The organism is Chitinivorax sp. B (assembly GCF_005503445.1).
Taxonomy (GTDB): domain Bacteria; phylum Pseudomonadota; class Gammaproteobacteria; order Burkholderiales; family SCOH01; genus Chitinivorax.
Genome location: NZ_SCOH01000003.1, coordinates 183959 through 205012, shown reverse-complemented (window position 1 = coordinate 205012; position 21054 = coordinate 183959). Strand labels below are relative to the sequence as shown.

The 21054-nt window shown below is 53.1% G+C and carries 19 protein-coding genes; 4 read left to right on the top strand and 15 right to left on the bottom strand.

Translation table 11 applies throughout. The annotated features are described in order from the left end of the window. Positions 1-13: 13 nt before the first annotated feature. Positions 14-2899, bottom strand: a complete 2886-nt coding sequence (locus tag FFS57_RS03515; RefSeq protein ID WP_137936374.1) for a ribonucleoside-diphosphate reductase subunit alpha — start codon at positions 2897-2899, stop codon at positions 14-16. Positions 2900-3167: 268 nt separating this feature from the next. Between FFS57_RS03515 and purU the strand changes: the two genes are divergently transcribed. Further along, positions 3168-4022 (top strand): formyltetrahydrofolate deformylase, encoded by an 855-nt coding sequence (gene purU / locus FFS57_RS03510; RefSeq protein WP_137936373.1) that lies wholly within the window; start codon positions 3168-3170, stop codon positions 4020-4022. A 3-nt stretch (positions 4023-4025) separates the two neighbouring features. Then, the gene (locus FFS57_RS03505; protein ID WP_137936372.1) at positions 4026-4571 is read left to right on the top strand and encodes a hypothetical protein; all 546 of its coding nucleotides are present in this window, start codon (positions 4026-4028) and stop codon (positions 4569-4571) included. A 223-nt stretch (positions 4572-4794) separates the two neighbouring features. Here the strand turns inward: FFS57_RS03505 and FFS57_RS03500 are convergent, their stop codons facing one another. The 10 genes from FFS57_RS03500 to hemH form a co-directional block, all read right to left on the bottom strand. Next, on the bottom strand, positions 4795-5151 hold the full coding sequence (locus FFS57_RS03500; RefSeq protein ID WP_137936371.1) for a thioredoxin family protein: 357 nt from the start codon (positions 5149-5151) through the stop codon (positions 4795-4797). After that, complete coding sequence (locus FFS57_RS03495) at positions 5144-5899, bottom strand: competence/damage-inducible protein A (protein ID WP_137936370.1); 756 nt, start codon at positions 5897-5899, stop codon at positions 5144-5146. Before FFS57_RS03495 ends, FFS57_RS03500 begins: the two co-directional genes overlap by 8 nt. Before the next feature lie 269 nt (positions 5900-6168). Next, on the bottom strand, positions 6169-6930 hold the full coding sequence (locus tag FFS57_RS03490; RefSeq protein ID WP_249383862.1) for a YdcF family protein: 762 nt from the start codon (positions 6928-6930) through the stop codon (positions 6169-6171). Beyond that, complete coding sequence (locus FFS57_RS03485) at positions 6931-7641, bottom strand: ABC transporter ATP-binding protein (protein ID WP_137936369.1); 711 nt, start codon at positions 7639-7641, stop codon at positions 6931-6933. Next, positions 7638-8408: an ABC transporter ATP-binding protein gene (locus tag FFS57_RS03480; RefSeq protein ID WP_137936368.1), complete on the bottom strand. Its 771-nt coding sequence runs from the start codon at positions 8406-8408 to the stop codon at positions 7638-7640. Before FFS57_RS03480 ends, FFS57_RS03485 begins: the two co-directional genes overlap by 4 nt. Beyond that, positions 8401-9543: an ABC transporter permease subunit gene (locus FFS57_RS03475; protein ID WP_137936367.1), complete on the bottom strand. Its 1143-nt coding sequence runs from the start codon at positions 9541-9543 to the stop codon at positions 8401-8403. Before FFS57_RS03475 ends, FFS57_RS03480 begins: the two co-directional genes overlap by 8 nt. 21 nt (positions 9544-9564) lie before the next feature. After that, entirely contained in the window at positions 9565-10494 is a 930-nt protein-coding gene (locus tag FFS57_RS03470) for a branched-chain amino acid ABC transporter permease (RefSeq protein WP_137936366.1), read from the bottom strand. Between the two features lie 402 nt (positions 10495-10896). Beyond that, on the bottom strand, positions 10897-12168 hold the full coding sequence (locus FFS57_RS03465) for a branched-chain amino acid ABC transporter substrate-binding protein (protein ID WP_137936365.1): 1272 nt from the start codon (positions 12166-12168) through the stop codon (positions 10897-10899). 101 nt (positions 12169-12269) lie between these two features. After that, positions 12270-13304, bottom strand: coding sequence for an SPM autocatalytic domain-containing protein (locus FFS57_RS03460; protein WP_137936364.1), 1035 nt, complete (start codon positions 13302-13304; stop codon positions 12270-12272). Positions 13305-13650: 346 nt separating this feature from the next. Beyond that, positions 13651-14748 (bottom strand): ferrochelatase, encoded by a 1098-nt coding sequence (gene hemH, locus FFS57_RS03455; protein ID WP_137936363.1) that lies wholly within the window; start codon positions 14746-14748, stop codon positions 13651-13653. A gap of 207 nt (positions 14749-14955) precedes the next feature. Here hemH and FFS57_RS03450 point away from each other — a divergent pair, with 207 nt between their 5' ends. Continuing rightward, a complete protein-coding gene (locus FFS57_RS03450) occupies positions 14956-16104 on the top strand; it encodes a porin (protein ID WP_137936362.1) in 1149 nt (382 codons plus the stop codon). A gap of 55 nt (positions 16105-16159) precedes the next feature. On the opposite strand, the gene FFS57_RS03445 is transcribed toward FFS57_RS03450, so the two are convergent. Continuing rightward, positions 16160-16366: a hypothetical protein gene (locus FFS57_RS03445; RefSeq protein ID WP_137936361.1), complete on the bottom strand. Its 207-nt coding sequence runs from the start codon at positions 16364-16366 to the stop codon at positions 16160-16162. 85 nt (positions 16367-16451) lie between these two features. Further along, positions 16452-17003 carry a transcription elongation factor GreB gene (gene greB / locus FFS57_RS03440; protein ID WP_137936360.1) on the bottom strand — a complete coding sequence of 184 codons (552 nt, stop codon included), beginning with the start codon at positions 17001-17003 and terminating at the stop codon, positions 16452-16454. Between the two features lie 118 nt (positions 17004-17121). Here greB and FFS57_RS03435 point away from each other — a divergent pair, with 118 nt between their 5' ends. Further along, positions 17122-17685 carry a cob(I)yrinic acid a,c-diamide adenosyltransferase gene (locus tag FFS57_RS03435; RefSeq protein WP_137936359.1) on the top strand — a complete coding sequence of 188 codons (564 nt, stop codon included), beginning with the start codon at positions 17122-17124 and terminating at the stop codon, positions 17683-17685. A gap of 60 nt (positions 17686-17745) precedes the next feature. Here the strand turns inward: FFS57_RS03435 and FFS57_RS03430 are convergent, their stop codons facing one another. Continuing rightward, positions 17746-18963, bottom strand: a complete 1218-nt coding sequence (locus FFS57_RS03430; protein WP_137936358.1) for an EAL and HDOD domain-containing protein — start codon at positions 18961-18963, stop codon at positions 17746-17748. Positions 18964-19055: 92 nt separating this feature from the next. After that, complete coding sequence (locus FFS57_RS03425; RefSeq protein ID WP_137936357.1) at positions 19056-21044, bottom strand: chemotaxis protein CheA; 1989 nt, start codon at positions 21042-21044, stop codon at positions 19056-19058. Positions 21045-21054 lie beyond the last annotated feature (10 nt).

The window sequence follows — 21054 nt, the reverse complement described above, 5'->3', positions numbered from 1 at the left end:
GGGGCATCAGTGCTTACTGACACGCCTCGCATTCAGGGTTGTCGATCGAGCAGAACTTCGCCCCTTCCGCAGCGTTGTCACCCGCCGAATAGTTGCTGGCAGGGGCCACGGGTGCTGCCGACAATCCACCATCCACAGGGACTGCATTCAGTTCGCCGCCGCGGCCGGTTGATTTCTCGGCACTGGTGGCAGCCAGGGTGCGCAGATAGTAAGTGGTTTTCAGGCCCTTGATCCACGCATGCTTGTACAACTCGTCCAACTTTTTGCCCGATGCGTTGGACATGTACAGGTTGAGCGACTGCGCCTGGTCAATCCATTTCTGGCGGCGAGAGCCGCATTCCACCAGCCATTTCGGGTCCACTTCAAAGGCGGTTGCGTAAAGTTCGCGCAGGTCTTGCGGTACGCGATCAATACGGCCCAGTGTGCCATCAAAGTACTTCAGGTCAGAGATCATGACTTCGTCCCACAGACCACGTTCTTTCAGATCCTTCACCAGGTATTCGTTGACCACGGTGAATTCGCCAGATAGGTTCGATTTCACGAACAGGTTCTGGTAGGTCGGCTCAATGGAAGCCGATACCCCCACGATGTTGGCGATAGTTGCAGTCGGTGCAATCGCCAGGCAGTTGGAATTACGCATACCGTGCTGTTGAATTCGGCTGCGCAGGGCATCCCAATCCAGGGTGGTGGAGCGATCAACATCCAGATAGCCACCACGTTGCATGGCCAGCAGGTCGATCGAATCCTGCGGCAGTACGCCGCGATCCCACAGGCTGCCCGCATAGCTTGGGTATTTGCCGCGCTCTTCTGCCAGCTCGGTCGATGCCCAGTAGGCGTGGTAGGCGATCAGTTCCATTGAGCGATCGGCAAATTCGACGGCGGCATCCGAACCGTAGGCAATGCGCTGAATATGCAGGCAATCCTGGAAGCCCATCAATCCCATGCCAACCGGGCGATGGCGCAGGTTGGAATTGCGTGCCTTCTTCACGGGGTAGAAGTTGATGTCGATCACATTGTCGAGCATCCGCATGGCCGTCTTGATGGTGCGTTTGAGCTTTTCACTATCCAGTTGGCCATCTTTCATGTGGTTGACCAGATTGACCGAGCCCAGATTGCACACGGCGATTTCGTTGTCATTGGTGTTCAGCGTGATCTCGGTACACAGGTTGGAGCTATGTACCACGCCCATATGCTGTTGTGGGCTGCGAATGTTGCATGGGTCCTTGAAGGTGATCCATGGGTGGCCGGTTTCAAACAGCATGGTCAGGATCTTGCGCCACAGTTGCAGTGCCGGGATACGTTTGTGAACACGCATTTCACCACGGGCGGCTTTCTCTTCATAGCGCAGGTAAGCGTCTTCGAACGCTTGGCCGTACAGGTCATGCAGATCGGGCACTTCAGATGGCGAGAACAGCGACCAGTCTGCATTTTCCATGACGCGTTTCATGAACAGGTCAGGGATCCAGTTGGCGGTGTTCATGTCGTGTGTACGACGGCGATCGTCACCCGTGTTCTTGCGCAGCTCCAAGAATTCTTCAACGTCGGCGTGCCAGGTTTCCAGGTAGGCGCAGACAGCGCCTTTGCGCTTGCCACCTTGGTTGACTGCGACGGCCGTATCGTTCACGACTTTCAGGAAGGGGACGATACCTTGCGATTTGCCATTGGTGCCCTTGATGTGGCTGCCCAATGCGCGGACAGGGGTCCAGTCGTTACCCAGGCCGCCTGCAAATTTGGAGAGCAGGGCATTTTCCTTGAGTGCTTCATAGATGCCGTCCAGGTCATCTGCCACGGTGGTCAGATAGCAACTGGAAAGCTGGCTGCGTTGCGAGCCTGAGTTGAACAATGTGGGGGTCGACGACATGAAATCGAAGGTAGACAGCACGTTGTAGAACTCGATAGCGCGGCTTTCGCGGTCGATTTCGTTGATGGCCAGGCCCATGGCCACACGCATGAAGAACGCCTGCGGCAGTTCGATGCGATCGCCGTGGATGTGCAGGAAGTAACGGTCATACAGGGTTTGCAGGCCAAGGTAACCGAACTGATAGTCACGGTCATGTACAATAGCGGCACCCAGGCGGGCTAAATCGAATTGTTGCAGGGCGGGGTCCAGCAGCTCGGCCTCGACGCCTTTTTTGATGAATGACGGGAAGTATTCGGCATAGCGGGTGGCCATGTCCTCATGGGCGACTTCTTCACCCAGCACCTCGCGGCGCAGGCGGTTCAGCAGCAGGCGGGCAGTCACATAGCTATAGGCGGGATCTTTTTCGATCAACTGACGTGCTGACAATTCAGCTGATTTGCGTACTTCTTCAGCAGGCACGCCGTCGTACAGATTCTTTTGCGTTTCAGTCAGGATGTGTTCTGCATCGGTGAACTGTTCCAATCCCTTGCAGGCTGACTTGATCAGTGCGTTCAGTTTGTTGATGTCCAAGGGTTGGCTGATACCGTTTTCCACCACATTGATGGCGGTAGTGACGTCAACTTCACCGCGCTCTGCGCGCTCGCGGGAACGCATCTCACGGTACAGTACATAGGCACGGGCTACGTCATGTTCGCCCGAACGCATCAGCGCCAGTTCGACCTGATCCTGGATCTCTTCAATATGAATGGCGCCACCTTCAGGTTTGCGGCGCATCAGTTGACGGATCACGATGTCAGTCATTTGCGCGACCAGTTCGCGCACGCGGGCCGACGCGGCGCCTTGGCCACCATGCACCGCCAGGAAAGCCTTGGTCATCGCAACCGAAATTTTCATCGGTTCGAACGGCACCACACTGCCATTACGGCGAATGCATTTGTAGGCCTGGTATTCTTGATGCGAGGCGGTTTCCTGTGGATACCCGCCGGCCGTTGGGGGAACGGCGGCGCTGTATGCCGTGTCGGTGGTGGAGTTGAGCATGCCAGATTCTCCGGTTATTAAGTTGTTGATAGACTGTGGATAGGCTGTTAACAACACAATATATAGTGGTTATACGTGTTCTTTAGGGCGAATTCTAGTGTGCTGACGGAAAATTGCAACAAGAAAAAATAATGCTTGGCATATTGATCTGGGGCTGGTTTTTTGCATGGTCAGCGCTTAGGGCCGGCGGGGAAAACCCTAGCCAATGTGGCGCATCCGCATGTGGCGATTCTGCTAGAATCGGGCAAAAACCAATCGAGTGAGAACCATGAAGAACACAGCGACCCTGTTGATTTCGTGCCCTGACCAGCGCGGACTGGTAGCGGCGATTGCTAATTTTTTGTATACCTATGATGCCAATATCCTGCATGCCGACCAGCATCAGGACGGCGATCAGGGTTTGTTTCTGATGCGTGTGGAGTGGGATCTGTCCGACTTCAAGTTGGCAGTGGATGCATTTTCAGCCGCGTTCCAGCCCATTGCCGACCGCTTCAACATGTACTGGCGTCTTAAGTTGTCGCAGAACAAATCCCGGATGGCGATTTTCGTATCCAAGTATGACCATTGCCTGGAAGACTTGTTGTACCGCTTCCAAAGTGGCGAGTTGCAATGTGAGATTCCGCTCATCATCAGCAATCATGAAGACACCCGTCGCATGGTGGAGTTCCATCGTATCCCGTTTCACTATGTGGATGTGACGCATGAGAACAAGGCCGAGGCGGAAGCTCGGCAGCTGGCGTTGCTGGCGGAACACAAGGTTGACCTGATCGTGCTTGCACGTTATATGCAGGTGCTGTCGGCGGATTTCGTGCGGCATTATCCGCAGCAGATCATCAACATCCACCATTCCTTCCTACCCGCATTCGATGGCGCCAAACCCTACCATCGCGCCCATGCGCGTGGTGTGAAGCTGATTGGTGCAACCGGCCATTACGTGACCGAGGTGCTTGACGACGGGCCAATCATCGAGCAAGGTGTGATCCGCATTTCGCACCGGGATTCGGTTGATGACTTGATCCAAAAAGGACGTGACTTGGAGAAGGCTGTCCTGGCGCGATCTGTACGTTGGCATCTGGAACACCGGATTTTGGAGTACGGCAAGAAAACCGTCATTTTTGACTGATCGATGACCTTGACACCTTATCAACTTATTAACGACATGCTTGATCTGGCGCGGTTTCGTGTAAAACCGCTGCCTGAGTATCAATACCCGCTTTGGCAGATCATGCTGGTGGTCACCCTGATGGGTATTTTCAGTGCGGCAGCCGCGACTGATATCGATGCCCCTGTACCAGCCCGCATTGGCTTTTTTGTAATGTTGGAATGGGTGGAATTGCTGCTGATGAACTGGTTTTTCAATTGGTGGATGCGTCAGGGGGACAACTGGCGTGGCGACGGGGATCTGCTTCCGCTATTTGTCGCTGCCAGTGGTGTGAATTTGCTGACACCATTGTTGAGCTGGTTCACCCGCCCGTTGGTCGATGTGTTGGCTGTCGGCTTGTCTGCCTATAGTGTGGCGATTGTGATTCACGCATTGACCCTGTCGACAGGTGTTCGCCGTACACACGTTATCGGCGGTGTATTGTTGTTTTTGCCGATGGCGATCGCAGGTTATCTGGTGGTGGCGACTTTTGCGGTGCAAGCCGGCTGGATCTCCTTGCCCGCCAAATAAGGCAATCCTATGTCAATGAGCGGGCCAGTGGTCCGCTTGTTGCTTGCTTTGTATTTATCTGAAATCCTGCATTTTTATCAGAATCTATCTACTCCAAGCTCGCGGACAGTAGGTCGCCCCATGTATTCTCCATGTGGCGACCGATACCATCATGATTTTTGTAAGAGCAATGAGGTTTATGCGTAACGTGCTATTTGCATGCCTTGGGAGCGAAAACGGTCTGTCAGGGGGCTTCTTGGGCGGGTTCGGTAAGGCGTGCCATTAGCGTGTGCGCCAGGGCCGATCGTGTCATTTCACATTGAAGTTCAGCGTGAAAGTGGCCGTCACGATAGATGAATAATGCAGGTAGATGAAACAGATTGAATTCTCGCCCGATGGCTGGGTCACGTTGCACATCGACTTTTAGCAGGTGTTGAACCAGCTTGTCCGCTACTACGGGTAATTGTTGTTCTACGTGGCGGCAGGTGCCGCATCCAGGTTGCCCAAATAATACGAGTGCAATGCCAGTCAATTGATGGAGTGTTTGATGGAAGTGGCCACCGTGTAGCGTTTGAAATGCAAGCTGGGCGTTGTCAGACATGGTGTGGGCCGTGCTGAATGGGGTAACCCAAGGCTTGCAACTGTTCGCGCCAAGCCTGCATGGCTTGTTCCGCCACCTTGTTGGGGCCGCGGATGCCGAACTCGATCTGCGGTGGGCGATCAGCGGTGGCAAAGCTGGGCAGGCTGGAGAAGCGGATGGTTGGGTATTGGGCAACAAAAGTTTGCATGGCGGGAATCAGATCACCTTCTTTTGCATTGGGCACAATCAGCGTCAATTCAATAGCAGCTTCAGTTGACGGATTGGAGTAAAAGGTTTCCAGTACCCATGCCATCATGGGCCAAGCCATTTGTGGGAATCCGGGCAAAAAATGATGCTGGCCAACGCAAAACCCGGCGACATTGTTGATTGGGTTCGGGATCAGGGTGCAGCCTGCTGGTAATTCACCCATCAATACCCGGTAGGGGTGTGCCTGTTCACCAAACTGTCGTTCTATCAAGGCGACGGCTTCCGGATGGGGGATAAGTGGAACGTTTGCGGCCAAGGCTGCGGCGTGGCGGGTGTGGTCATCAGGCGTGGCGCCAATACCACCAAAGCAGAGCACAACATCGTCTGTTGTCATCGTGAGCTTCAATGTCTCGACGATTTTTGCACGATCATCCCCCAGGTAGTGCGCCCATGCCAGTTCATGGCCATGTTTACCCAGTTCTGTAATGACTTGCCGCAGATGTTTATCCTCTCGCTTGCCGGAAAGGATCTCATCACCAATGATAATGGCACCGAAAACCATGATTGAACTCCGAAGACAAAACGGAAGCAAATTGGCAGGCATGTAACCTGCTAGTGGCTTGCATCCAAGTTGGGATGCCCTGAGAACCTGTTCAAGGTCTGCGATGAGCGGCCACCAGCAGGGTGAAGCGCAGCGCAAAAACCGGAGTGTAGGTGTGATGCATGAGGATTTTGAGCAGCACATGAGCCCCGGTCGTGGTCACGCAGTAAGACATTGAACAAGTTCTTAGGGGGCGCATGTTCGAGACTGACACGGAGTCATCGAGATGGTCAAGCAGCGCCACGCAAGCGATACCAAAGCAGACCAATGGTTTCATGTAGTGCATAGAAGCTGGTGGCGAGTGCTGCGGCACTGGGGACGAAATCTGTGGCGAGCTGATACTTGGATGGATAAGTAAAAGCAGTCGGCGCAGCAAGGACAGTCAGCCCGGTTTGTTGGAAGCTTGCGACTGCACGTGGCATATGCCAGGCAGTTGTGACCAGTAGAATGCGTTGTCGCCTATCCTGCTTCAGGAGCTTGGCGCTGAACGCGGCATTTTCCGCCGTATTGTATGAATGCTCTTCAGTCCATCTGACAGGAACTTTGAAATCCTGACGCAATACTTGGGCCATTGCCGCTGCTTCGCTGATGGCGCCAGGTCTTCCTGGGCTGCCACCTGTCACCAGAATTGGCAGTCCGGAATGCTGCTGTAAGTAGGCAGCATAGCGTGCCCGTTCCAGAGAAATGCGATTGACAGTAACCCCACCGTATTCCATGCCATATTCATTTACCCCGCCGCATAGTACGACGATGGCGTCAGCGGCAGGCAGGGCATTGAGTGAAAGGGCGGGGTAGGGTTGTAAGCGCCCGATCATCCAATTGGCGACAACGGGAAGTGATAACAAGGCCAATGCCAGTGGGCCAAGGACAATCAGGAATTTGCCCAGGCGAGGGCGGTAGGAAAGAAGCCCCCAGCCAATCAGCATCAGAATCAGCAAATTGGCTGGGGGTAACAGCAGGCTGCCAAGCAGCTTGGCGAGCTGCTCGGTCAATTACTCACCAAGGTAGGCTTGGCGGACCTTGTCATTATGCAGCAAGGCTTGTGCGTCATCAGTCAGGGTGATGCGGCCAGATTCCATGACATAGCCACGGTCACTGATCTGCAAGGCCAGTTTGGCATTCTGCTCGACCAGCAGAATAGTGACCCCTTGCTCCGAAACCTGCTGAATCACATCAAAAATCTTCTGTACGATGATTGGCGCCAAGCCCATGGAAGGTTCATCAAGCAGTAACAGTTTGGGACGACCCATCAGGGCGCGAGCAATGGCAACCATTTGTTGTTCGCCACCCGACAGGGTACCTGCCAATTGCTTGAAACGTTCCTTCAGGCGGGGGAAGATGGTGAACATCTTTTCAAGATCGGTGGCAATGTCGGCTTTATCATTACGATAGTAAGCCCCCATTTGCAGGTTCTCCGTTACGGTCAAACGCGCAAAAATACCACGGCCTTCTGGTACCAAGGCCAAACCACGGGCTACCAAGCTATGGTTGGGGACTGAATTGATATCCAATCCACTGTACAGTACCTTGCCTTCAACAGGCTGTAGCATGCCGGCCAGCGTTTTCAGCGTGGTGGTTTTACCCGCGCCATTGGCTCCGATCAGTGAGACCAGTTCACCTTGTTCAATTTTCAGATTAATGCTTTTGACTGCCTGGATGCCGCCATAGGCAACCGACAGGTTGGTTACTTCAAGCAGACTCATGTTGGCGAGGCTCCCAGGTAGGCTTCAATCACGCGCGGGTCTTTCTGTACGACAGCCGGCACACCTTCGGCAATTTTCTTGCCATAGTCCAGTACCGCAATACGGTCGCACAATCCCATCACCAGCTTCACATCATGCTCAATCAACAGAATGGTGACGCCGTCGCGACGAATCTTGTCCATGAGTTCCCGAAGATCTTCGGTTTCCTTCGGGTTCATGCCGGCAGCAGGTTCGTCCAGTGCGATCAACTGTGGGTCAGTTGCCAATGCGCGCGCAATCTCCAATCGACGCTGGTCACCATAGGACAGGTTGCGTGCCACCGCATTGGCGTGACCGGCGATACCAACATAATCCAGTAATTGCATTGCGCGCTGCCGGGTTTCCGCTTCTTCGCGGCGAGTACTTGGCAAGCGCAGCATGGCGCCCCATACGCCCGATTTGGTACGGGCATGGCGGCCAACCATCACGTTTTCTTGTGCAGTCATGTTGGCGAACAGGCGGATGTTCTGGAACGTACGCGCCATGCCATTTTCCACCATGGTGTAAGGCTTGTGGCCGATCAGTTGCTTGCCATTGAAAAATAGCGTACCTGTATCAGCGATATACAAGCCGGTCAGCACGTTAAACAGCGTGGTCTTGCCTGCACCGTTTGGGCCAATCAGGCCGTAGATTTCTTTTTTGTTGATGGTCAGCGAGACATCGGAGAGCGCTTGCAATCCGCCGAATCGCTTATTGATGCCATCGATTTTCAGCAGGACTTCACTCATGTTTTTTCTCCGCATCTTGCAGGTTGGAATCTTCCTGTTGCTTGATTTTCTCGGTTGCTGGCCTTAATTCAGCACGGCGACGCGAACTTGGCCACAGGCCGGCAGGGCGGAACAACATGATGACAACCATGGCCAGACCGAACAGCAGCATGCGCAGATTTTCGGGGTCAACCAATGGGCGGCCGTCCTGGCTGTGCATCATATTGGCGACATCGCGCAACAGTTCTGGCGTAACCGACAACATGAGCGCACCTAGAATCACACCAGGAATGTGGCCCATGCCGCCCAATACGACCATTGCCAGCACCATGATGGATTCCATCAAGGTGAAGCTTTCTGGGCTGACGAAGCCCTGGAAGCCAGCAAACAAGCCACCAGCTACACCACCAAAGCTTGCACCCATTGCGAATGCAGTCAGCTTGACGTTTCGGGTATTGATGCCCATTGCAGTGGCGGCAATTTCGTCTTCACGAATCGCCACCCAGGCACGGCCAATGCGGGAATCCTGCAAGCGGATCGAAATGATGATGATCAGAATCGCCAGTGCAACGAACAGGTAGTAATACAGGTACGTGCTTTCCAGCGTGATGAAGCCCAGATCCAGCGGTTTATGCAGGTTCAGGCCACCAATCTCGATCGAGCCAACGTTGTTGATGCCTTGCGGGCCATTGGTGATGTTGATCGGGCGATCCAGGTTGTTCATGAACAGGCGGATGATTTCACCAAAGCCCAATGTCACAATGGCCAGATAGTCCCCACGCAGCTTCAATGTGGGCGCACCAAGCAGTACGCCAAACACGCATGCCACCAATGCACCTAGCGGCAACAGGATGTATATCGGTAGATGCAGTCCGAAATGCGGGCTGTTCAGCAATGAGTACATGTACGCGCCAACGGCATAGAAGGCGATGTAGCCTAGATCCAATAGGCCTGCGTAACCGACCACGATATTCAAACCCAGTGCCAACATGGCGTACAACAGTGCAAAGTTAAGTGCACGTACCCATGAATTACCAAATGTCTGACCGATGATGATGGGCAACGCCACCAGCACAGCACCCACCACAATCATCGCAATGGTGGCCGCAATGGGCGACTGCTTCAGTTTCTCGATCAGGTATGGAGAATTGCTCATACCACGTCCCCTATATTCTCGTTATGCACGTTCAGCTACGCGTTCGCCCAACAAGCCGGACGGACGGAAGATCAACACGGCGATCAGCATCATGAAGGCAAAGATGTCTTGATAGTTGCTACCCAGCACATCGCCTGTCAGCGGGCCGATATAGCCTGCCCCCAGGCTTTCCACAATACCAAGCAGAATACCACCGACTACTGCGCCGGCGAGGTTGCCAATGCCACCTAATACTGCTGCAGTAAAGGCCTTCAGGCCGATCATAAAGCCCATGTTGGCATGAGCTTGATCGTAGTTGGCCGCAACCATGACACCTGCAATCGCGCCTAGGCCAGCGCCGAGCACGAAGGTCATGGAGATGATGGTGTTGACGTTGACACCCATTAGTGTGGCTACTTCCGGGTTTTGGGACGTGGCACGCATGGCGCGGCCCAATTTGGTCTTCTCCACGATGCCAACCAGAACACCCATGAATACGATCGCCAGGACGACGATGACGATCTGCAGGTTGGTGATGGTTGCGCCGAAAACATCAATGGTTTCAACTTTAATTACAGAAGGGAATACGACATAACGTTTGCCCCAGATGATCATTGCAACTTGTTGCAGAATGATCGAGATACCAATGGCGGTAATCAGTGGGGCCAACCGTGGCGCCTTGCGCAGTGGCCGATAAGCGATTTTCTCGATGCTGAATGAAAGTAGCATACACATGGCAATGGCCGCACAGGTTGCCAAGCTGATGGTCACAATGCCTGGCAGGCCAAGGTTGAGTTGCAGCAAGACGTTAATCGCAGTGATGGCGACCATGGCGCCAATCATGACGACTTCACCATGTGCGAAGTTGATCAATCCCAGAATGCCATACACCATGGTGTATCCCAAGGCAATCAGGGCGTAGATACTGCCGACGACAAGGCCGTTCAGTATTTGTTGAAGAAAAATATCCATGATGGACCCTGTGTTGATGTTGTCGTGTTGTCAGTGTAGAACCGTTTCTGCCAATGTCGGTAACTATCGGCAGTACGGCTTTTTTTATCGCGATCGGCAATGGGGTGGACCAATCGTTGTCGCCACGTTGCCAGATGCGGCCGCGTCTTGACGTTTCATGACCATCAGTCACTTCGGGTTTTTCCCGATTGCAATTGTTAGTCATAAAAATAGCGGCATCATTGCTGATGCCGCTATTCATCGCCACTTGCGGATTTCCCGAATGGCTAAACTGCTATTTCAGCCTTGCATGGCATGCGACTTCAGGCCTTGTCCAACAAGGCTGGCGAAAGCAGATAATTGGCTTTCGCCAGCGGGTTGATCAGCCGGAAGCTGGCGCCTTTATAGGCATGAATGCAATTGTTAGGACTTGGCTTCTTCAGGTTTGGCTTCCGGCGCTGCTGGAGCCGGTTCTGCAGCGCCTTCCTGCTTCATTTCGCCACCGACAAAGGAGGTGGTTTCCCATTTGCCACCCTTGACAGTGTAAATGGTGATCGAGCCAAATTTGATATCGCCTTTTTCATCAAACGAGACAGGGCCGGTTACACCGTTGTACTGGATTTTGGCCAGCTCAGGCAGGTAAACCTTCGGATCGGACGATTTGGCATTCTGCATTGCTTTTGCCATCAGTTTGGTCGCGTCATAGCAATACGGTGCATAGATCTGAACTGGGCCGTACTTGGCTTCGAATTTTTTCAGGAATTCGGCTCCGCCAGGTAGTTTTTCCTTAGGCAGGCCAGGCGATGAGGCAATGACACCGTCAGCATCATTGCCTGCCATCTTCACGAACTCGGCAGTTTGCGTGCCATCGCCGGACATATACTTGGCCTTCAAACCCAAGCGGCGCATCTGCTTGACCATGGGGCCTGCTTGCGCATCCATGCCGCCATAGAATACCAAGTCAGGAGCCTTACCCTTAATGGAGGTCAGAATGGCTTGGAAGTCAGTAGCATTGTTGCTGGTGAACTCACGTTTGACAATTTCACCGCCGGCAGCTTTGGCAGCCTTTTCGAACTCGTCAGCCAAACCTTGGCCGTAAGCGGTACGGTCGTCAATGATGGCAATCTTTTTGGCGCCAGCACCTTTGACAGCATATTCGCCCAATGCCTTACCTTGTTGAGCATCGTTTGACATGACACGGAATGCAGTCTTGTAGCCCTGAGCGGTATAGGCAACGGCGGTTGCAGAAGCGGAAATTTGCGGAATACCTGCATCGTTGTACAGCTTGGAGGCCGGGATGGTCGTGCCCGAGTTCAAGTGACCGATCACACCATTGACTTTCGCATCAACCAAGCGCTGCGCAACGGTCGTCGCCGTTTTCGGGTCAGCTTGGTCATCCTCAGCAATCAGTTCAAATTTGACTGGTTTGCCGTCGATCTGGAAGTTTTCCGCATTCAACTCGTCGATTGCAAGGCGTACCCCGTTTTCATTGTCCTTGCCCAAGTGTGCAATCGGGCCGGTCAACGGGCCAACGTGGCCAATCTTGACGACAGTTGCTTCAGCCGGCTTGGCTGCTGCTGCAGCTTCTTGTTGGGCCGGTTGTGATGCGGATGCAGCAGGTTCTTCTGGTTTTTTGCCACACGCAGCGAGTGTTGCAATCGCTGCAGCGATAATGCTGAGTCGAGCGATAGTCATTTGGTAGTCCCCTTTACCGTTTTTTAAAAAAGGCGAACTGATTATGCGTAGCGCTCTACCCACTGTCAACGACGCACGCGGATTGTTTCCGACATGCGTGTTTATATTGTCAGGTCAATTTGCTGAATGGTGCCGGTTTTTCCTTTATCTGTCAGATAAAAGCCCGTGCTTTTCAATTCGCCCAAATTGCGGTTCTGGTTGCCGTTCAGCGAATATGAATTATCGAGTTTGCCCAGGAATAGTGCGCCAATTCCTGCCTCTTTCAGGGTCAACTGCCGATCCTTTCCGTCCAGGCCGATCAACCAGATGCGTAGTTTGCTGAAGATGGCGTCGGCTTCGTCGATCCATTGATTGCTATCACTGTCGTATTGGCGCAACTCGGTGAATCCGTCACCCGTTAATGCACCGAACAGCTCCTTGCCATTGTTCACCTTGTTATCGTCATTACGATCCAGTGTGAGATAGCCACTGGCAGGGTCCAGTCTTGCAATATTCTCTTTTTTGCCGTCTCCATCTACATCAAATTTCATGGTGTCCTCAAGCAGTCTGGCTGAGGGTACATCCAGATTGATCACCAGTGGGTCCTTGCGCTGTACTGCGTTGCCTAGTTGTAGCCGGACTGAACTTTCTTGATAGAACTCGCGTTCCAGCTTGAATGAAAATCCGACTTCCAGCGATTGTCCATCTGCGGTGTTGACCGTGGCATTCATGCTGAATTCCAGCGATTCGTATTCGTAATGGCTTTCCTGGTATTGATATTCGGCCCCCCAGTTGGGTTCGGGGGTTGTCATTGCCGTGTTGGCCGACTGATTGGCAGGCGTACTTTCACTGCCATCTGGCATTCGAAATAGTTTGATTTTCTGCCCCGTCATGGCTTCGATGGCGAGTTTCAGCAGATAGAGCTTCGGATCTGTCTGCCTGAGGTCTTCATCGCTAAGTTCAATACCCCGTCTCCGTTGAGGAGCATAAGTCTCTATGGGCGACGTACTGGGGGCTGTTCTTTGTGCTGGGGATGGCATGGTTGGTCGAGCTTCAGGGCGTTGCCCTGTCCAGCTGTGTAATGATTCTTGTGTAGTGTGGCGCGTCTGCATCTGATAAGCCGACGAGAAAGCGACATTGGAGGCGGCGATGCGCATGGTGGACCTCCTGCATGAAGAATGTTACCGATTCTTGATGAATTCGACAGGCAATCGGGTTTGGCAAACAAGGTCAACGTTGTGAGTGCCGTGATGCGAATGTTCAAGAGGCCGCGCTAATGTGAAGCCCGACAATCAGGTGACGACACGCAAAAAGAAGGCGTTGGGACCATGGCTACCCGGTGTAATTGATATCGACGGTGCTTGGTGTAACTTGAGGATAAATCAAAAAAAGTTATCCGATTCAGCGGTGGTGAGGTTGATTGAGGTTCATGATGGTGGCTCGGTGCGGGCTTGATATCAATGAGCTGATAACCGTCAGGCCCGCTACTTGTTGATGAGTTGGCTACTGTTTGGCACCCAATTGCAGCGCGCGCTGACGTGAAGTTTGCCGTTGTGTGTCATCAGGGGAAGAGTCAATCCAGCCCTGCAGGTGATGGGTGACGAGTGCTGACAGCGTCTCTATCCAATCGGGACTGTCATTCAGGCAAGGAAGGTAGTGAAATTCCTTGCCACCAGCCGATAAGAAGGTTGCTTTACCTTCCATGGCGACTTCCTCTAAGGTCTCCAGGCAATCTGCAACAAAGCCGGGGCAAATCACGTCAATCCGTCGCACCTTTTGTTTACCCAATTCGACAAGTCGATTTGCCAAGTAAGGTTGCAACCATTCGGCACGACCGAATCGAGACTGAAAACACACTTCGTAACGGGATGCATCCAGTTGTAACGCCTCGGCAAGCAATCGACCAGTCTTAAGGCACTCACAATGATAGGGGTCACCACGTTCCAGTGCGAATTTGGGAATGCCGTGAAAGCTGAGTACCAGCTTGTCAGGTTGCCCATGTTGGGACCAATAACGCCGGACAGACTGTGCAAGTGCATTGATATAGCTGGCATCATCATGAAAATGTTTGATGGTTCGAATATCCGGTTGATTGCGAATTTGCAGCAGCTGGTGATAGCACGCATCCAAAGCTGAACCGGTACTGCTGGCCGCATACTGAGGGTAGAGCGGTAACAGCAGAATTTGTCCACATCCTTTTTCCTTCAGGTGGGTGAGTGCCTTGCCAATCGACGGATTGCCATAGCGCATGGCGTGGGTAACCAGCACCTGCTTCATGCCTTTTTCACCAAGCGAACCTTGTAGTAATTTGGCCAATCGCTCGGTATGGACTCGCAAGGGTGATCCGTCCTTGGTCCAGATCGTGGCGTACTTTTCTGCCGACTTGGCCGGGCGGGTATTCAGAATAACGCCATGTAGCACCGGCCACCATAGCCAGCGAGGAAGTTCAACAATACGTGGGTCGCTGAGAAACTCCCGCAAGTAGGGTTTCAGCGCTTGTTTGGTCGGCGCATCTGGTGAGCCGAGATTGATCAACAGTACCCCGATACGTTGGGCTTGGCCGTGAGTGTACGGCGGCTCAGCAAGGTAATGGTCTTTCATCGTTTTTGAATCCTGGCAGAGTAGGGTTGAGCTAATTGTTGCATGTTTGCAACAATAGCCAATCATTTTGGCATCGCCGACAGCAGTCAGGTTGACCCGCGCTGTGCTCGTCACTAATCATACAGTCAGCAAGCGCCGCCGGGACGGCTTAACGATTCAAGGCGGACGCGGCGCACTTCTGTTTTTCACCTTAGATAGGGAGTTTTTATGAACAAGAAACTCGTAGCAGCACTGGTTGCTGGTGCATTCGTTGCTCCGCTGGCTCAAGCCGCAGAAGGCAGCAACGTGACTCTGTACGGTATCGCTCAGGTTGCTTTCAGCCATTGGGACAATGGTAGCAGCACCAAGAAACATGGTCTGGAAGATACCGGTTCCCGTATCGGCTTCAAAGGTGAAGAAGTTCTGGGCGGTGGCATGAAGGCTTTCTTCCAGATTGAAAGCTCCGCTAGCCTGGATCAAGGTGGTGGTACATTTGCTAGCCGTGAAGGTTGGGTTGGTTTGAAGGGCGGCTTCGGTGGCGTGCAACTGGGCCGTGGTAAGAGTCTGTTCGACCTGGCACAAGAAGCTTTTGATCCGTTCAACTCGAATTCCACGCTGATCAATACATTGCAAGTTGACGGTACCTATTACCGTGTTAACAACACCATCCGTTACACGCTGCCTGCTTTTGCTGGCTTCAGTGGTGGTGTTGAATATGGCGATATGGAAGGTAAAGGTACCCAGGGTACCCAGGGCGTGAAGCCTGCTTTCTACAGCGCATCGCTGCGCTATGAAAACGGCCCGTTGTTTGTTCAGACTGGTTATGAGCATCTGAAAGAAGTCTCCGGTGGCCCGCAGACTGAGACTGCAGGTGCGATCCCTGGTTTGAAGGGTGATTCCTACATCATCGGCGCGGGTTACACCCTGCCTTTCGGTCTGGGTCTGCAAGCCGCTTACCGCCACATGGAGCGCAAGGTAAGTGGTGCGCCTTACGGTATTAGTGGTACAGCCAAGATCAAGCGTGACACCTTCTTGGCAAACGCTCAGCAATCATTTGGCCCAGTGACATTGAAGTTGGGTTTTGTACAAGCGGGTAACCTGAAGGGTTGTGGGAGTGTTTGCTCCACAGATACCATCGCTGCAGACGGTACCCAGTACAACGTAACCAAGGGTGCGCGTTGGTATACTGCTGCTGCAGAATACGCATTCTCGAAGCGTACTTGGGTATATCTGGAGCATGCTACAGCTGACAACAAGAGCAACAGTGGTCTGTTCAAGACTTCGGCTGGCTCGGTTGCAGTTGACACAGTGGGTGGTGTTGGCCTTGGCGGTAAGGACAACAAGACCACATCGCTGGGTATCATCCACCTGTTCTAATCGACTAAGTTCGATTAAACATGGTCAAAAGCGCCTCTTCGGGGGCGCTTTTTTATTATTGGATGATTTGTACTTTGCGAGTTGGATAATTGATCCAATGTACGGACATGGTGCGTCGCTTGGCATAATTTTCGATCAGTTCGATTTTTTCGTGATCAACTTGGTAGGTGTATCGAGATTGATCATTGGTGGAGTGTGTCGGCATGGCACTGCAGCCGCAGAGCAGCAAGCTGGCACCCAGTGTGAAGCAAATCGGGCGCATGGTGATTCTCCTGAAAAAGGACTGGGTCCCTATTTCAGGATAGCAAAAGTAGCATCAGATGCAGTAGGGTCCGCTTGGGACGAAGCTAGGCGTGATCTCGGTACTCAATGGACAGGATTTCCAACTCCTGTGGGCCGGCTGGTGTCATCAGATTGACGATGTCGCCTTCTCGGGCCTTGAGCAATGCTCGGGCAACGGGGGATATCCAGCTGATATGGCCTTTGGACATATCGATTTCATCCATACCAACAATGGTAATACAACGCTGTTCACCTTCTTCAGTGCAATAGGTAACGGTGGCACCAAAGAAGACCTGATCCTTGTTTTGACGAGCGGGATCTACCACTTCGGCAATTTCAAGCCGTTTGGTCAGAAAACGGATACGGCGATCTATCTCCCGCAGTCGTCGCTTGCCATATATGTAATCGCCATTCTCAGATCGATCTCCATTGGATGCAGCCCAAGAGACGACACTGACGACTTCCGGTCTTTCCACTTTGACGAGGTGGTTAAGCTCCTTGAACAGGCGAGCATGTCCGGCTGGGGTCATGTAATTTTTGCTGCCTTTGGGGAGTTTGAGTTCCGCCGGGATGTCGTCATCGTCTTCGTCGGATTCTTTTACAAACGCTTTGTTCATGTTCGCCTACATGGATTAACCGGAATTTTGCCGCTATTTTACAACAGAGCACGACGTGTTAGCGGAATGGTGAACCCGTGTTAAGGTGCGGTAGTTCAGATTATGGGAATTGCATCATATGACTTATCGACTGAGTACCATTACCACACGAACCGGTGATGGAGGGGAAACGGGGTTGGCAGACGGTAGCCGGCTACAAAAGTCGGATCCGCAGATTCACTTGCTGGGAGAAATCGATGAGCTGAACAGTGTCGTCGGTTTGATTCTGGCGGAATTGGGGGAGGATATTCAACGGACACGACTGTTGGCCCTCCAACATGAGCTGTTTGAGTTGGGGGCGGACGTTGCGGTGCCATTGCGACGAAAGATTGGAGAGGCGCACTTGGCTGCATTGGAACAAGACGTGACCGCATGGAATATGGCCTTGTCCCCTTTAAGGGAATTTATTCTGCCTGGTGGATGTAAAGCTGCAGCTTGGGCGCATTTGGCTCGTACCGTATGCCGGCGTGCTGAACGTGGGGTGGTGATGGCTTTTTCAGATCGACCGGATCTGGATCAGGCTCTACGGTATTTGAATCGGTTGTCCGACTGGCTGTTTGTATTGGCTCGAACGTTGAATGCTGCAGCTGCAATGCCAGATGTGCTTTGGCAGCCGATGCTGCAGGTATCGGATAGTGAATAATCAGTGGGGATGAACAAGCAGGGTTTTATCCCGGCTTGTTCATTACTGTTTCCAGCAAGGTCAGACGCCCAGTTCCTCTACCCAGGCCAAGGCTGCAATGTGATCCCGGTTGAGCATTTCCGGTGAGATATGTAGCTTCTCGGCAATAGGTTTCACATTGGTCATTTCCGGGTCTTCGCAGGCTTCTGCCAGTTCCAGGAATGGACCGTAAATGCCGCTACGGGTAAGCAGGGCATCACAAACGGTTTCCGGTAGCAGCAGATTCTCCAGGATCTTCTCCATCGGCATTTCGAGCATGACATCCAATAAAGAGAACACGCCAACGACAAACAAATTGTCGCGGTCATTCCCCTCCAGGAAGTGGTGCCCAAAGAGCTCGACCAAGCGACCACGGGTAACTGCTGTTTTCATCAGTGCCGGTGGTGTTGAGTTTTCTGCGCCAGCAGTAACCAATAGTAGTGTCAGCCAGCGATAAAGTTTTTGATAACCCAGTATGGTTACCGCATGCCTGAAGGAATTGATTTCGCATGACAGGCCAAAACCAGCCGAATTGATGTAACGCAGCAATTTGAACGACAGTGCCACGTCTTTTTTCAGCGCATTCTCGATTTCCTTGATCTCTGCATTGTTGCGCAGCATGTTCAGGAGATTGAGAATATTGGCGTAAGCTGGGTTGATCACCTTGGCAGTCAGCGTTTCCGGATGCGCGAAATAGTAACCTTGGAAGCAATCGAAGCCCATGTCCCAGCAGGCTTTGAATTCTTCCTTGGTTTCTACCTTCTCGGCTACTTGCATGACCGGGTAACGGCGAATGTCCTTCGACAGTTTGGCGACATTGGGCATGCCCAATTGCTGGATGTCGAGTTTGACATAGTTGGCGATTTCCAGAAATGGTGCACTCTGCGGCGTGAACTCGAAATCGTCCAGCGCAATGCCAAAGCCTTGACCGCGCAGTTCTCTGGCGCGCTCCAATAGCTCCGGTGTGGCTTGGACAGATTCAAGGATTTCCAGTACCACGCGCTGAGGATGCAATAATTCCAGAAAATTGCTCTCCAGCATGGCATGGGCCACGTTGATGAAAGCCAGCTTGTTTCCGACGAGCCATTCGGTGCCCATATTGCTCAGGGTATTCACGAGCACATTGGTACCTGCTTGCAGGTCGCTGGAAAACTCTGCGCTGACCGCGTGTTGGTCGAGCCGGAACAACAGTTCATAACCGATGATTTGTTGCTGGCGGTTGAGAACCGGTTGCCGGCCTATAAATGCATGATCTGGCATATCAATCCGTATCTAAACAGCTGATGGTCATGTTTCTGTTCAGCACAACGCCGGTGACACTGACACTTTAACCGATCAGGTCGCCAATTGCATTATGCCAATGCTCTGGAAAGCAGGGCTTGGGATGTTTCGCTGTTCTCGCTTTCCAGCAGGTCTTCCATGTCGAGGACCAGAACAACGGACCCGTCACCCGACAATGTTGCCCCGGCGATACCTTTGGGGCGAATGTTTTGCAGCGGTTTGATCACAACGTCGTCTCGCCCGACGAAACTATCGATCGCCAGCACAAAAGAGTGTTCGGACGATTGCATCAGTACACCGAATGAGGGCGGGCGTTCTTCCACCCAGCCAATCAGACTGGCGAGTGACCTGACAGAGAGAATTTCGTCGCGTACTACGATGGTGGCCTTGCCAGAGACCTCTTGCACGCCATCCGAACGAATCGGGATGATTTCGCGAACCAAGGCCAGTGGCACTGCAAACGGCTGCTCGCACACTCGTACCACTAGCACTGGCAGAATGGCCAGGGTCAATGGCAGTGAGATGCTGAATTTGGTCCCTTCTCCAACAATGGAGTTGATGTCGATCCGCCCATTGAGTCGCTGAATATTGGTTTTGACCACATCCATGCCAACCCCACGACCGGAAACGCTGGAAATCTGGTCTTTGGTGGAGAAGCCAGGTAGAAAGATGAGCTGCAGACTTTGACGCTCATCCAAGCTGTTGGCTGTTTCTGCGTCAATTAGACCTTTCTCGATGGCTTTGCGGCGAATCACGTCGGGCCGCATGCCACGTCCATCGTCCGAGATTTCGATCAGGATGTGATCACCGACCTGGGTTGCACTGAGTTGCACCAGGCACTTCGGATTTTTTCCAGTGGCAATCCGCTCTGGCTGGGTCTCGATACCATGGTCTATGGCGTTACGGACCAAATGCACCAATGGGTCATTGAGGTCCTCCAGCATGGTCTTGTCCAGTTCAGTTTCTTCCCCGCTGAGTACCAGTTCTACATCCTTGCCAAGCTGACGCGCCAGATCCCGTGCCATCCGTGGATATTTCTGGAACAGACGGCCAATTGGCTGCATGCGCGTCTTCATGACCGCATTCTGCAAGTCGCTTACCAGTAGGTCGAGCTGGCTGATGGCTTCATCCAGTGAGCGTAAAGTATTGGTATCAGTCTTGCCTTGCAGGATATCGGTACGCAGGGTGGTCAGACGGTTCTTGGTCAGGCCGATTTCACCAGACAGGTTCAATACCTGATCCAACCGTACGGTATCGATACGGATGGTGGTTTCTTGCGTAGCCAATTGCTGTGGAGCGGACTGGCTTTTCACCGGCATGGCTGAACTGGTGTTGGGACGGAGCGACTGCATGTCAGCAGCGACTGGTGCTGGCGCCAACGGTGCCACTGATGCTGACACCAAATCTGCGACGGGGGCGTGTGCTGCAGGCGGCGGCGCTGGGGCCGCAGCAGCCGGCATGGGGGCTGGTGTGGCAACGGGTGGTGGAGCAGCTGCCGCGGCAGGCACCGGGGCTGCCGGCGTACTACCCAGCAGTGCATGGTAAAGCCCGTTCCAATCAGGTTCGTCGCTACCAGATTGATGGGTGGCTGAGATGGCAGGGCTGGCTGCTGCAGGTTGAGGAGCCGGTGCAGGTGCTGCCGCAGGGGCAGGTGCAGCAGCAGGCATCGTTCCATTGATGACGGCATCCAGCTGGTTCAGCAGATCGGGTTCTGCTGGCGCCGGGGGGCGGCCTTGTGACAACGAACCAAACATGTCCCGAACGACACCGGTAGCTGCCATGATCACGTCCATGATTTCTGGCGTGAGGGTCATTTCGGCATTGCGCAGTTTGTCAAAAAGGTTCTCTGTGCGGTGGCACAGGTTGACCAGTGCATCCACATTCAAAAAACCGGCGCCACCTTTGATGGTATGGAATCCACGGAAAATATCGTTCAGTAGACCGCGATCATTCGGACGTTTCTCAAGGTCAACCAGCTTGTTGTCCACCTCCGACAATAACTCGGAGGCTTCGGTGAGGAAGTCCTGCAGCAGATCTTCCATTCCCGCGAAATCACTCATGGCCGAAATC